The sequence below is a fragment of the Sporolactobacillus laevolacticus DSM 442 genome (genome assembly GCF_000497245.1).
Lineage (GTDB): Bacteria > Bacillota > Bacilli > Bacillales > Sporolactobacillaceae > Sporolactobacillus > Sporolactobacillus laevolacticus.
This window is the reverse complement of the sequence record NZ_AWTC01000004.1, coordinates 84,815-97,882: the sequence shown is the minus strand read 5'-3', so window position 1 is coordinate 97,882 and position 13,068 is coordinate 84,815. Positions and strand designations below refer to the sequence as shown.

Annotated in this window: 12 protein-coding genes; 4 read left to right on the top strand and 8 right to left on the bottom strand. The window is 43.9% G+C overall.

From position 1 onward, the window contains the following. Positions 1 to 89: 89 nt before the first annotated feature. The gene (locus tag P343_RS24355; RefSeq protein WP_023509378.1) at positions 90 to 1,553 is read right to left on the bottom strand and encodes a DHA2 family efflux MFS transporter permease subunit; all 1,464 of its coding nucleotides are present in this window, start codon (positions 1,551 to 1,553) and stop codon (positions 90 to 92) included. 312 nt (positions 1,554 to 1,865) lie between these two features. On the opposite strand from P343_RS24355, the gene P343_RS24350 reads away from it, so the two are divergent. Genes P343_RS24350 through P343_RS24340 form a run of 3 tightly spaced genes read left to right on the top strand, consistent with a single transcriptional unit; the run spans position 1,866 to position 4,215 of the window. Continuing rightward, positions 1,866 to 2,531 (top strand): IclR family transcriptional regulator, encoded by a 666-nt coding sequence (locus tag P343_RS24350; RefSeq protein ID WP_023509377.1) that lies wholly within the window; start codon positions 1,866 to 1,868, stop codon positions 2,529 to 2,531. Positions 2,532 to 2,559: 28 nt separating this feature from the next. Continuing rightward, the gene (locus tag P343_RS24345) at positions 2,560 to 3,747 is read left to right on the top strand and encodes an MFS transporter (RefSeq protein WP_023509376.1); all 1,188 of its coding nucleotides are present in this window, start codon (positions 2,560 to 2,562) and stop codon (positions 3,745 to 3,747) included. 12 nt (positions 3,748 to 3,759) lie between these two features. After that, on the top strand, positions 3,760 to 4,215 hold the full coding sequence (locus P343_RS24340) for a heme-degrading domain-containing protein (protein WP_023509375.1): 456 nt from the start codon (positions 3,760 to 3,762) through the stop codon (positions 4,213 to 4,215). 165 nt (positions 4,216 to 4,380) lie between these two features. Here the strand turns inward: P343_RS24340 and P343_RS24335 are convergent, their stop codons facing one another. The 3 genes from P343_RS24335 to P343_RS24325 form a co-directional block, all read right to left on the bottom strand. Next, a complete protein-coding gene (locus P343_RS24335; RefSeq protein WP_023509374.1) occupies positions 4,381 to 5,253 on the bottom strand; it encodes a GRP family sugar transporter in 873 nt (290 codons plus the stop codon). 265 nt (positions 5,254 to 5,518) lie between these two features. Continuing rightward, a complete protein-coding gene (locus P343_RS24330; RefSeq protein ID WP_023509373.1) occupies positions 5,519 to 6,304 on the bottom strand; it encodes a glucose-1-dehydrogenase in 786 nt (261 codons plus the stop codon). A 407-nt stretch (positions 6,305 to 6,711) separates the two neighbouring features. Next, positions 6,712 to 7,140 (bottom strand): MarR family winged helix-turn-helix transcriptional regulator, encoded by a 429-nt coding sequence (locus P343_RS24325; RefSeq protein ID WP_023509371.1) that lies wholly within the window; start codon positions 7,138 to 7,140, stop codon positions 6,712 to 6,714. A gap of 220 nt (positions 7,141 to 7,360) precedes the next feature. On the opposite strand from P343_RS24325, the gene P343_RS24320 reads away from it, so the two are divergent. After that, positions 7,361 to 8,155 (top strand): SDR family NAD(P)-dependent oxidoreductase, encoded by a 795-nt coding sequence (locus P343_RS24320; protein WP_023509370.1) that lies wholly within the window; start codon positions 7,361 to 7,363, stop codon positions 8,153 to 8,155. A gap of 142 nt (positions 8,156 to 8,297) precedes the next feature. On the opposite strand, the gene P343_RS24315 is transcribed toward P343_RS24320, so the two are convergent. The 4 genes from P343_RS24315 to P343_RS24300 form a co-directional block, all read right to left on the bottom strand. After that, positions 8,298 to 8,840: a DUF4811 domain-containing protein gene (locus P343_RS24315; protein WP_269077905.1), complete on the bottom strand. Its 543-nt coding sequence runs from the start codon at positions 8,838 to 8,840 to the stop codon at positions 8,298 to 8,300. Between the two features lie 86 nt (positions 8,841 to 8,926). Next, positions 8,927 to 10,402, bottom strand: coding sequence for an MDR family MFS transporter (locus tag P343_RS24310; protein WP_023509368.1), 1,476 nt, complete (start codon positions 10,400 to 10,402; stop codon positions 8,927 to 8,929). Between the two features lie 479 nt (positions 10,403 to 10,881). Next, positions 10,882 to 11,922: an NADH:flavin oxidoreductase/NADH oxidase gene (locus P343_RS24305; protein ID WP_023509366.1), complete on the bottom strand. Its 1,041-nt coding sequence runs from the start codon at positions 11,920 to 11,922 to the stop codon at positions 10,882 to 10,884. Between the two features lie 212 nt (positions 11,923 to 12,134). Continuing rightward, on the bottom strand, positions 12,135 to 13,052 hold the full coding sequence (locus tag P343_RS24300) for a ketopantoate reductase family protein (RefSeq protein ID WP_023509365.1): 918 nt from the start codon (positions 13,050 to 13,052) through the stop codon (positions 12,135 to 12,137). Positions 13,053 to 13,068: the final 16 nt, after the last annotated feature.

The window sequence follows — 13,068 nt, the reverse complement described above, 5'->3', positions numbered from 1 at the left end:
ACGGATCTAGACCTTATCGCAGGTTTTCTCGAGAAAATGTCGTTGTTAACCGATAACGATCGCGATTAAGTAGAATAGAACCATAGGCATTACTGTATTCGATGTTTGATATGTCGTTCTTTTATAAAGAAGGTAAGCGCCAGTGTCAGCAAACAGAAGCTGACGGCGACCATGAAAGCGGCGTTGACGCCGTTTAAGACGGCATCCGTTTTTAAGACGTTATATAGTGTGGGATCGGAGCCGAACATATTCTTTTCCGGAAGTTCAGTTTTGGTCACATTGGACATGACACTGATTAATATCGAAGTACCAATAGAACCGACAATGGTACGCATTGTATTATTGACGGCGATTCCGTCACTCATCAGCGTATCGGGTAACGTATTCATACCGGCTGTGGTCATCGGCATCATCACCATAGATATGCCGAAAAAGCGCACGGCGTATAAAACAATCATGAAGCCATAAGTGGTGGACATGGTAAGGAACATAAACGGTATTGTGCCTATGGTCAGCAAACACATGCCGGCAATAGCTAGATTTCGAACGCCGATTTTGTCAAAAATGATTCCCGTCACCGGACTCATCAGCCCCATGACAATGGCGCCGGGCATAATAACAAGTCCTGAAAAAAAGGCGCTCTCTCCTCGTGAATTTTGAAGATACAGCGGCAGAACAAGTTCGGCTCCAATCATTGCTGTCATGATTGTGCCGCCGACCACTACGGAGAGACTGAAAAGCGGTGACCGGAACACCTTTAAGTTCACTATGGGTTCCTTTATTTTTAACTGCCTCCAGATAAACAGAATTGTGATTACCGTTCCGATCGCTAATCCCATAACCACATTTACATCCGTCCAACCATGATTGCCCACACTGCTGAATCCATAAAGCAGTCCGCCAAAACCAATCGAAGATAGTACTATGGAAAGATAATCAATCTTTGAATGGGTTAACGGAATGATTCTTCTAATCGTCAAACAAGCAATTACAAGAACAAATAGGGAGACAGGGATCAAAAGATAAAAAAGAACACGCCAATGGTAATTATCAACGACCCAGCCCGAAAGTGTCAGTCCAACGGCTCGTCCGAGAGCGATCACGAGCCCGTCTAACCCCATCGCAAATCCTCTTTTTTCTTTAGGAAAAACAAGCAGAAAAATGGTCTCCGTCAGCGGAATCATGATGCCTGTACCTGCCGCCTGAATCATTCTCCCGGCGAGAAGAACAGGAAATTGATGAGCAGCTGCCGATAAAAGTGTGCCAAGCAGGAAAAACATCATCGCTATTATGTATAAAAATCGTGAGCTTACTTTGCTCATAAGCAGTGCAGCAATCGGGATCATAATGCCGTTGATTAATAAAAATCCCGATGCCAGCCATTGGCCGTTCGCCGCGTCCACTTTAAGTTCTTTCATAATATCTGGAAGTGCAGTTGCCAGCATTGCATGATTTAAGATCGCGCAGAATGAACCGACAAGTAGAACACAGATCAATAATATCCGGTTGTACTTTTTACCATCAAGATCTACACATGAATTCTTCGCAGTCATTCCATACAGACTCCTTGATTTAAAATCGTCGCCGTAATCGAACTCGTCCCTTCCTTTCGTGTATTCTTTTAATAGTATTGCTCGATTCACGGAATGCGAATCATAATTTTTTACCCGTTTCTCCGCTTTTAACCTATGGCTCGCTGATCTATCGTTTCAAATAGAGAAACAAATTGTTCTTTTTTGATTTTCCCCTTACCAGCATTTATGATAAACATCATCCGAAGGAAGGTGAATCAAGTGAGTCAATACGAGGTGGCCACCTTAAAAAAAGGACTCATGATCCTTGATGCCCTGCAATAAGAGGAAAGTATGACGCTAAGTGAAGTCATGAAAAAATTCAGTTTGAATAAGTCCACAACGTTTCGCCTTTTATACACGCTTGAATTGATGGGTTATGTACAGAAACATGATCAGTCATACAGCGTAACCGATAAAGTCGGCGGCTATTCCAATCCATACAACGCCCGATTAAATTGGCTATCGGTTCCGCCGCTGTATCAGCTGAATGACGAATTAGGCGAAACGATTAATATCGGTATTTTACATGGAACAGATGTGATCACGACACAAATCGTAGATCGAACGCCTGCCATCAGATGTCCTTCGGAAATCGGAGCGCAAGCTCCTGCTCATCTGAATGCTCTTGGCAAAGTCATTATAGCTTTCTTAGATGAAAACGATCGAGAAAATCTGATCAAACAATTAATACTCGATCAAAAAACAACAAATACATTTACCGATAGACACTTACTGAAGGAGCATTTGAAAGTGATCAGGCAGCAAGGTTACGCCATTGATGACGAAGAAACGGAAATCGGTCTGCGCTGTATTGCCGTGCCCCTGTTCTATCAGGACAATGTCATTGCTGCATTGGCTTTATCCGGACCATCTACCCGACTGACAAAGAAAAGGGACAAATTCATCAGTAAAAAGTTGATTCAGTGCAGCACCCGGATTTCCAAAATGCTCTGGTAGAAAAACAATCAGATCCAGGAGGAAAGCGATGAAAGACATGTCTGCTAAAGCAACGATTGGTCTGCTCTCTTTAGCTATCAGTACCTTTGCAATTGGGACAACAGAGTTTGTTATTGTCGGTCTGCTACCAACCGTAGCCGATGATCTTCATATATCAATTTCAAAAGCCGGAACACTTATCTCCGGTTACGCGATTTCGATCGCAGTCGGTACACCGGTTGTTACCGTATTGACCGGACGCATCCCCAAAAAGGCATTGCTTCTGATATTAATGGCAGTGTTTACCTTGGGAAACGCATTTTCTGCAATAGCCGGATCCTATGAGCTGTTAATGATATCCCGAGTGGTGACAGCTGTGACACATGGCGTATTTATGGCCATTGGCGCAATCGTTGCATCAAATCTTGTTCCTGAAACAAAAAAAGGAACAGCGATATCGATCCTGTTCACCGGATTAACGGTGGCGACGATTGTCGGCGTACCTCTAGGAACTTTTATAGGGCAGCATTTTGGCTGGCGTGCTACATTTGTTACCATTACCGGATTTGGTTTCGCTTCATTGATCATGAACTATTTTGCTGTTGATAAAATAACGAGGCACGATGAGACCCCGACTTTACGTGACGCAGGAAGACTCATCAAAAATCCACGTATTATGATGGCCTTTCTGATGACTGCATTTGGCTTTGGCGGAACATTCGCCCTGTTCACCTACCTTTCACCGATCCTCGAACAAATCAGCGGTTATTCGGTCGGTGCCATCTCCATCTTGCTTCTTATCTACGGAGTGGCTCTCGCGATTGGAAATATTATTGGAGGAAGATCTGCCAATCAGCACCCAGTTAAGGCCTTACGGTGGATTTTTCTGATTCAAGGCGTGGTACTGCTTCTGCAGATGTGGCTTTTACCAAACCATATACTCAGTGTTCTGTCCGTAATTATTCTAGGTTTCTGTGCCTTTATGATGTCGCCCGGTGTTCAGGCCTATATCGTTACGCTAGCCGAAAAGCTCGTTCCATCAGCAAAAGATATCGCATCCGCACTAAATATATCAGCATTTAACATCGGCATCGCTGCCGGATCTGCTTTAGGAGGCGTTGCGGTCGATTATCTGACCTACCTGGATACAGCGTGGATCGGTGCCATCATGGTCGGATTAGCATTGGGGCTTGCTTTATTGAGCTACTCACTGGATAAGAAACAGAAACTATTTTAAGGAGTGACATTAATGAGTCTCAAACAACTCGAACAATTGGAAAACGAATTGCAATTTGACAGGTTCACCAATGAAGATGCATTAACTTTGGGATTAACCTTGATCAATTACGCAAAGGAAAACGGAAAATCTGTAGCTGTTCATATTGAACGCAATCGCGTCCCACTGTTCACACACTTGATGGACGGGACCTCTGAAGAAAATGTCTTCTGGTTTTTCCGCAAAAAACGTGTTGTCGATCATTACAATCACAGTTCGCATTATATTGCTGCCCGATTCGAGGAAGCCGGAACCACTCATGATAAAAGCTCGCTTCTCTCCTCTTCAGAATATCAGGCTGTAGGCGGTTCTTTTCCAATCCGTATAAAAAATGCCGGGGTCATCGGTTCGGTCACAGTTGCTGGTCTGACTCCACAAATGGATCATGATTACGTCGTTGAGGGCATCAAACGGTTTTTGAATAAGTGAGCAATCAAATATGAAATTGGCCCTGAGCAAGAGATTCGCTTAGGGCCAATTTTGTGTACATCGTTTGGGCTTGACTTAACTCTTCTGAGTTTCGAAAGAGCTTCCATTACTTGGTGGTAAAATCCATTTTTCTTAATCCGAGTATGCTAAAGATCGTTTGTGTTCTTACAGTCCCTTGATATAACCAATCAACGCACCGCCAATCACAACAAAAATGACACCGATAATCACAGAAACTAATTCTCTGTGCGTCTTTTTTTCCTTCAGTATGAACAGCCCACCAAGCGTCGAAATAACAACGCCCATCTGCGAGAGCGTAAAACTGGTTGCCACACCGACTTCATTTGTTGAAAGCAGCAACGCCAGATTTCCCACACTCCAAGACAAACCGACAATGATATTTTTGAACGTTTCTTTTGAAAAACGTCTTTCTCCGCCATTTCTTATACTCAGGATGAGCGCAAGAAGCAACATGCCGATAGATTGCGGCAAAATGGAGGTCCAGCCGCTCACATGAAAGGCTTGGCCGATTGTCGCATAAATGACATAACCGATCGCTGAAAAAATGGTCATGATAATGCCCAGTTTCAATGATTGCGACGCACCTTCCGAATTACCTGCTTTTTTCTGCTGGTAAGAGGTCAGTACCGCACCGATAATAATGATGGCTAGAGCGATAAAACCAAGGGTTAACTTTACCGGGGTGTTCCAGTCCTGAAAAGCGAGAACCCCAACCAGTGATGTGCCTAGCAGCTGCATACCTGTACTGATTGGCATCGCTTTGGAAACGCCAATGCTTTTGAATGATGTATATTGCAGATATTGTCCGACGGTCCAGAAAAGACCGGACGTTAAGCTGGCAAAGAAGCTCACCCATGTGTAAGCAGGTGTTGTGAAAAAGTACAGGATGACGGCGAAGATGACCGCCCCAAGCGTTGTCCCTAAGATTTGCTGATTCGGCTTTCCGCCAAATTTTGAAACAAGAAGTGGAATGATTCCCCACATAATTGCCGGTATGAGTGCAACCAGTATATACATAATGTTTTACTCCTTTTAGTGTTTAATTAGAGGTTGTTCAAAAAGTCCGGGAAAAATTGCTGTCGAATCTCTGCGTCAACTTGTTTCTCTGCTCCTCACGTATTTTTTGCATACGCTCCGGTGCTCGGAACTGCGCCTCCTTGATCTTCTCGGCCCTTTTTGTCCTCCTTTTTGAATAGATTCTATTAATTGATGAGTGCAATAAAAAGGATGAAAACTGCAAGTGATACCCCACAGTTTCCAATCATTATTTAATTAATATGAATCAGCCTTTGCCTTCAGCAAATTCAGGGTAGAGGGACATGCCTCCATCGACAAAAATGGATGTGCCGGTTACATAGCTGGATTCATTTGAAGCCAGCCATGCAGCGACAGCCGCCACTTCTTCGGGCTTGCCGATATAATTCATAGGAACCAAATTCAGCGTACTCTCGAGCTGTGCGGGATCCGCAAATTTTTCAGCGTTGATCGGTGTATTAATTGCCCCCGGAGCTATTGCATTAATCCTTATTCCGCGTTTGGCATATTCAAGAGCAATCGTTTCGTTAAATAACTTGACTCCGCCTTTGCTTGCCGCGTAATGCGCAAATGTTGGCCACGGAATCCGTTCGTGGACAGATGACATGTTGATGATGTTGCCCTTTTTGTCATGGCTCAGAAAATGGTTCAAGGCAGCTTTTGCGCCTAGAAATACGCCCGTCAAGTTGACGTTCAACACCTTGTTCCAATCCTCTAAGCTCAATTCATGAGTCGAAGAAGAATTTTCCATGCCGGCATTATTCACCCAAACGTCCATATCGCCAAAGGTGTTAACAGCTGCATCCAATAATGCCTGAATGCCTTCTTCTGTTCCCACATTAGCTTTTACGGCCACCGCTTTCCCGCCTAGCTTTTCCAATTCTTTCACTGTATTTTCAGCCCCTTGGCGATCACTGTGGTAATTAATGACGACAGACATCTTCTCTTCAGACAAACGACGCGCAATCGCGTTTCCAATTCCTTTAGATCCACCTGTTACAACGGCTACTTTTCCTGCTAAGTCTTTATACATTTTTTCTCGCTCCCTTTTATGGTTGATTTCTTTATTTTGATGTCCTCAGGTAAAAAATAATCATTGGTCAAATTGATTTTAATGAATGCACATACATTCATTAGAACAATTTAAATCTCTCATCATACTCAATCCTCCTATGTTCCTATGTAATGATTATGATCAGGTAAGTTAAATTTTAATTTATGCGCATGCATATATTAACCCCGATCAAAAATCATGTCAACAACTTATTGAAATCTTTTTTGAACGAAAGCTTATATACGAAAACGCAGAGTTTTTTTGATTCATGCGCATGCATATAATATCATGTGCCTAAATACAAGTCAACACCTGCCCGAGAATATTTTCTAGATTCCCTCTTCGAACTTTTCTTTACTAATAGAAAAAAATCCTGAATCATGGATTCAGGGTGTAATTTTATCCGGTTGCGCGAAAAGGCTTTCCAGATTACATTCCTTAAATCTTTGAGCAAGAATTTGATCGACCGTTTTCATCGCTTCGTTCAGTTTCTCTTCACCTTTTTTCGTGATCGATGTATAAACCCCGCGACGGTCAGTCTCACAGGTTCGTCTTTCAAGAACGCCGCACCCTTTTGCTTCGAAGCGACTGACGAGTCTTGACATTGCGCTTTGACTTAATCCGACAGATTCTTGCAAATCCTGAAGTCTCAACTGCTTTTCGGACTTCTGAGCTAAGAAGTACAGTACATAAAATTCTTTTAACGACAGATCATGCATCGCTGTTAAATTCTTTTCTAGTGTCTGCTCGATCTGTGCGTGATATTGATTCAGATACAGCCAATGTTCAAATAATGGTAATGTAGGATTCTTCATCAGACCACCTCCTCTATTTAAATAAAGTAACTCCCAGTATTCCCAAGTGACTCTTGTTGACAGATCAATTTCAGCGTGCTATATTTTGCATGCACATGCATATAGTACATGAAATTTTTCCTCTTGTAAAGGTTTCTGATGAGGATTAGGTAAGCAGACAATCATGATTATGCGCAATCAAGATTCGTTCATTCATCACAAAAAATTGGGGGATTTGATTATGGATTTACAATTGCATGGAAAAACGGCACTCGTCACGGGTTCAACAGCAGGTATTGGACAAGCGATTGCACAGTCACTGGCAGCGGAAGGAGCCACTGTTCTGATTAACGGAAGAAGCGAAGATCGAGTGGCACAAGCAATTAATGACATCAGCAAAAATGTTAAAAATGCTGATTTAAAGCCAGCGGTTGCAGACCTTAGTACCAATGAGGGCTTCGAATCATTAACAAAAAAATATCCAGATCTCGACATTCTGATTAATAACATGGGAATCTTCCCAACCCGCGATTTCTTTGAGATTTCCGATAGCGAGTGGGAACATATTTTTAACGTGAACGTCATGAGTGGTATTCGCCTCAGCCGGCATTATCTTGAAAAAATGCTACAGAAAAAAGAAGGACGTATTATCTTCATATCCAGTGAATCAGCCATTTCTCCAGCAATGGAAATGGTACATTATAGCGCGACAAAAACGACCCAGTTAGCGATTTCTCGCAGCCTGGCCGAATTGACGCGCGGAACAAACGTCACCGTCAATACCATTCTGCCTGGATCAACGCTCACTCAAGGTGTGGAAGAAATGCTGGACAACCTCTATCCAAATGAAAAGCTTACTTTAGAAGAAGCTGAAAAGAAGTTCATGTCCAACAACCGTCCGACTTCCATCATTCAACGCCTGATCCGTCCAAAAGAAATCGGTGATTTTGCAGCTTACATCAGCAGCCCTCTTTCTTCGGCCATCAATGGTACGGCATTGCGTGTTGACGGCGGCCTCGTTCGCAGCGTCTTCTAATAAATTGAAAAACTGATGCTTCATTCAAGATAGTGGTGGGATTTGGATTCAGGTCCCCCACTATTTTTTTGTGAACATTTGTTAACCACGCAAAAAAAGAACTTCCCACCTCATTTGGTGAAAAGTCCTGTACTGCTGCCTATCATTTTTTTTGCTGCATTGCCTGCTTTTTCTGCATCTCTTTTTGCATTTTTTTCATGTCCTGCACACTCATCACTTGATGATTTTGCGGCAGGTAGAAGACATTTCGTGTAGAGACAAGCACATTCTTGTTTCCGCTATAGGCAAATAGTGTTTTGTAAAAATCGCTTTTGAACACACGCCGTGTTTTTTCTATCGCCAGATATGCCGGCTGATCCGTATTTTTAACAAGATTATGGTCGGTCATCTGCGTATGCTTCATCTTCGGTTTGCCTAGTTTGTTGATGTTATAAATGTACAGCTTATCTTTGCCTACATTCTGGGTAAGGACCAGAAATGGGGCCTGCGGATTCTGTCCGGTTGCTGAATAAATCTCAACCTTTTTCGTATATACCTTATTTTTCATGCCGAAGTGACTATGCTCATTCAAAATGAGCAGTGTCTCACTGCCAAGAAACACAATTAGAGACAGTGCCACCAAAATGTACTGCAACCATCTATACTTCGAAAACAGCTTAGATCCGCTGGTAAAAATAAAAATCACAAACAGTATGACGCTAATAATTAAGGTGAATAAAATCACATTGTTCACTTCCTAGAAATATAGTGGGGCGTTCTTCTCACAATCGGTTAACTGGATACTTCGCCGGTTGCAGCTTGCTTCTCTTTGCCTTTTATGAAGAACGTGAGTATCAGTGTCAGCACACAGAAGCAAACGGCGACAATGAATGCTGCGTTCATACCGTTTAACGTCGCGTCAATAGCGCGTTGTCCATAGTGGGCCGGATCGGTCGTCATCAAACTCTTTTTTGGCATACCGTGTTTGGTAACATTGGTAAATATACTAATTAGAACTGCTGTACCGATTGAACCTGCAACGGTACGAATCGTGTTATTCACGGCCGTCCCGTGGCTCATCAGTGAATCCGGTAGTGCGTTCATCCCGGCCGTTGTTACAGGCATCATCACCATCGAAATGCCCATGAAACGAACAGCATACATAACTACAATGGACACATAACTTGTATGTGCCGTCAGGAACATAAACGGCACAGTTCCGGCTGTCAGTAAAAAGATTCCTGTAATCGCCAGTTTACGTGCGCCGATCCGGTCAAAAATAAGCCCGGTCACCGGACTCATCAGTCCCATGACAATCGCTCCTGGCAACAGTATGAGTCCTGAATGAAGAGCGCTCTCGCCTCTAAGATTCTGAATGTATAAAGGAAGAACCAGTTCAGCGCCAATCATCGCCATCATAACAATGCTGCTAATCACCACCGACAGCGTAAAGATGGGCGATTTAAATACTTTCAATTCAAGCATTGGCGATTTCATGGCCAGTTGACGCCATACGAAAAGAATAATAAACAGAACACCGACAATGAGTGGCCAAATCACTCGTCCATCCGACCAGCCGTAGTTTCCGACACTGCTGAAGCCATAAAGCATGCCGCCGAAACCAATGGTCGACAACACGATCGACAAGTAATCAATTCTTGGATTGGTCAGAGGAACAACCTTCTTCATTGCCCTGAAGGCCAGTAGAATAACAACAACCACGATCGGTATCATCATGTAAAAGAGTACGCGCCAGTCATAACTATCGACAATCCATCCGGAAAGCGTCGGACCAATTGCCGGAGCAAATGCGATAACGAGGCCGCCAAGTCCCATAACAATTCCCCGTTTTTCTCGAGGAAAAATAAGCAGAGAAATGGTTTGCATGAGCGGCATCATAATGCCTGCACCAGCTGCCTGAATAATCCGTCCGGTGAGCAGAATAGCAAAGTTAGGTGCGACCGCTGCCAGAACCGTACCAAGCAAAAAAATGATCATTGATCCAATATACAGCATTTTAGAATTAATTTTATTAATCAGCAGCGCGGTTACGGGAATCATTACACCGTTCATCAGCAGAAATCCCGATGTCAGCCACTGCCCTGTCGCCGCCGTAATATCAAAGTCTTTCATAATATCAGGCAGTGCCGTCGCAAGCAATGTCTGGTTTAAAATAGTACAGAATGCTCCAATCAATAAGACAATAATTAAAAATATTCGATTGTACGCTTTGCCGTCAATATCAACGGGTTGCTTAATTTCGGTCATGCACGAAATCTCCCTTTCCTACTTCAGATAATCAGTCAAGTGGCTGTTCATCCTTATTATTTTCAGATCCTCAACCAGATACATAAGAGCTGCTCTCGTTCCGGTTTCAAGCGACCTTTTTAATCCATTGTCCATAGTAAAACTCCTTTATGAACACTATGTGAATCGCGTTGATTTTTTCCTCCTATTTTCCCTGGTCCGTGAAAAAAAGTGCCAGGTCCTTAGATAATCCGTACTTCATGTCGCTTCGGGGACTCGCTTTCCGCGGGCAGTCCAGGAGCCTCCTCAGACATACTTTTGTCTGCGGGGTCTCCTTCGGCCTGCGATCAACAGGATCGCTCCGCAGGAGTCTCGTCCCCTTACGCTTTTGAACGAGCACTCCCCCTCAAAATTCTATACTTTCTAATCTTTTAAAAAAGGACTTTCTCTATGTAACTAGAGAAAATCCTTTCTGTTTGCCACTCTTCAATTAAAAAGCCTCAATGTCGCAGAAGTTCAGGAAATCCGAATGCGTATTGCTGCGGTACCGCTGTTTCTTTACGTAGCTGCGCGGCAGCTTCCAGTGTCCAATAAGGATTTCTGAGCATGCCACGGCCAACTGCGACAAGATCCGCTTCTTCATTGCCGACAACTGCATTGGCAAGAGCCGGATCATCTAAGCGGCCAACTGCAATCACCGGTGCTCCGACCGCCTTCTTTATTTCACGCGCGAATGGTACTTGGTAGGCAGCGTGTGTGCCCGGTTTTCCTGCTGCAGCAATCGGTCCTTCACCGCCGGCACTGATATGGAAGAGATCCACACCGGCTTCTTTATAGGCTTTCGATAATGCGATACTATGCTCCAATCCATAGCCACCCGGCACATATTCAATTGCAGAAATACGCATAATCAGCGGCATTTCGGCGGGCATTACGCTGCGAACCGCTTGCGAAACTTCAGTACCGAATTTACTTAAATCCTTGCCGTATTCATCATCACGTTTGTTCGTAAACGCGGACTGGAACTCATGTATTAAATAACCGTGCGCACCATGAAGCTCAATCGCATCAAACCCGGCTTTAACTGCCCTTTTTACAGCCTGAGCATATTTCTCAGGCATTGCCTTAACTTCATCCGTTGTCAGTGCTCGTGGTGTTTTGTACTGCTCATTAAACGCAATCGCCGATGGAGCAACCGGAGTTGGTGCATCTTGTGCTTTCCGTCCGGCATGTGCGATCTGGATCGCAACCTTGGCACCATACTGATGGCAGGCATCCACAATCCTCGCCAGTGCCGGAATCTGCTCATCGGACCATAAACCAAGGTCATGATCCGAAATCCGGCCGTCCGGTTCAATATCCGTCATTTCAATAATAATCAGTCCGGCACCGCCTATTGCTCGGCTGACATAGTGAACATAATGCCAGTCCGTTGCTACGCCATCTTTTTTCTCAACCGAATATTGGCACATCGGAGGCATAACCACACGATTCTTTAATTCTAATCCCTTGAATTTCCATGGTGTAAACAGATCAATCATTGCTGGTCACTCCTTGACTAATTTTAGCTGAGCATATCTGATCCGATCTGGTACTGTCATGATCGCAAATCTGCCCAAGCGAATGAGTTCTTTTTTGCCGCCTTCATTTCAAATCCTATCAAATTCATTTGCTTGATACCAAGCATGAAGACTTGAGCGTAAAAAGAAAAAGCTGAATGCCGCGGTGACATTCAGCTTTTGGTTATCGTTTATTATGCGTAGCTTGCTTCAATTGTTCGGATTCGATCATAGAGGAAATCATTGACCGGCGTTGGAATACCGTGCTTCTTGCCCAGCTTCCGAATTGTTCCTGCAAACAGGTCAACTTCCGTTGGGCGATGCTGCAAAGTGTCCTGGCGCATGGACGGCATGCCTTCAGGATTCAGTGAATCGTTGATTTTCAGCCATTCGGCAATTTCAGATTCTTGAAGGTCCACGCCTTCAGCATTTGCGACTTGGATGACCTCTTTCATTGCGGCAATCACCGTATCGCGCGGCTTGCCTGGAACCTGTATTCCGCCGTAATTCGTTTCGAATACTGCGGTCGACTGATTCACGCCTGTATTGACCATCAGCTTGCCGTACATTTTATGAAGCATGCGATCCGGAATTTCATAGGGCATGTCCACCTTGTCAAAAAGACGGGCAAGTGCCTGCACCTTCTCGCTCCGTTCGTCATTCGCCTCACCAAAGCTGAGAAAACCGATATTTTTATAGGTCAGTTCATTGCCTACTTTGGAAGCATCCATTCCGGCGACAATACAATAGAGCAGCCGGTCAAAGCCAAAAGCCTCGCCAATGACTTGTTCACTTGATATTCCGTTAAGCACCGATAGAATAATCGTCTGTTTGCCAATTTGATTTTTTGCGCTTTCGATTGCACTTTTTAATCCGGTGTATTTCACCGCAAAAATGAGCAGATCAGCAGATTCCATTTGTTCCTCAGCATCGACATACCGGAATGCACATGGCTCGCCATTGCAGAAGATGCCCTCTTTCTTATAACGCTCAATCCGATCGTGGTCGGCAATAATACGCACCGCATCCACACCTAAATGATCAACAAAATGTTTTCCATACATGATTCCAAGTGCACCAAGTCCAATGATTGCTACAGATTTTATCTCCATTGATTTTCCCCCTCGC

Bases quoted from the DNA above. Each gene is read 5' to 3' on its own strand.
- P343_RS24355 (WP_023509378.1), bottom strand. From the start codon at position 1,553: ATGACTGCGAAGAATTCATGTGTAGATCTTGATGGTAAAAAGTACAAC.
- P343_RS24350 (WP_023509377.1), top strand. From the start codon at position 1,866: ATGACGCTAAGTGAAGTCATGAAAAAATTCAGTTTGAATAAGTCCACA.
- P343_RS24345 (WP_023509376.1), top strand. From the start codon at position 2,560: ATGAAAGACATGTCTGCTAAAGCAACGATTGGTCTGCTCTCTTTAGCT.
- P343_RS24340 (WP_023509375.1), top strand. From the start codon at position 3,760: ATGAGTCTCAAACAACTCGAACAATTGGAAAACGAATTGCAATTTGAC.
- P343_RS24335 (WP_023509374.1), bottom strand. From the start codon at position 5,253: ATGTATATACTGGTTGCACTCATACCGGCAATTATGTGGGGAATCATT.
- P343_RS24330 (WP_023509373.1), bottom strand. From the start codon at position 6,304: ATGTATAAAGACTTAGCAGGAAAAGTAGCCGTTGTAACAGGTGGATCT.
- P343_RS24325 (WP_023509371.1), bottom strand. From the start codon at position 7,140: ATGAAGAATCCTACATTACCATTATTTGAACATTGGCTGTATCTGAAT.
- P343_RS24320 (WP_023509370.1), top strand. From the start codon at position 7,361: ATGGATTTACAATTGCATGGAAAAACGGCACTCGTCACGGGTTCAACA.
- P343_RS24310 (WP_023509368.1), bottom strand. From the start codon at position 10,402: ATGACCGAAATTAAGCAACCCGTTGATATTGACGGCAAAGCGTACAAT.
- P343_RS24305 (WP_023509366.1), bottom strand. From the start codon at position 11,922: ATGATTGATCTGTTTACACCATGGAAATTCAAGGGATTAGAATTAAAG.
- P343_RS24300 (WP_023509365.1), bottom strand. From the start codon at position 13,052: ATGGAGATAAAATCTGTAGCAATCATTGGACTTGGTGCACTTGGAATC.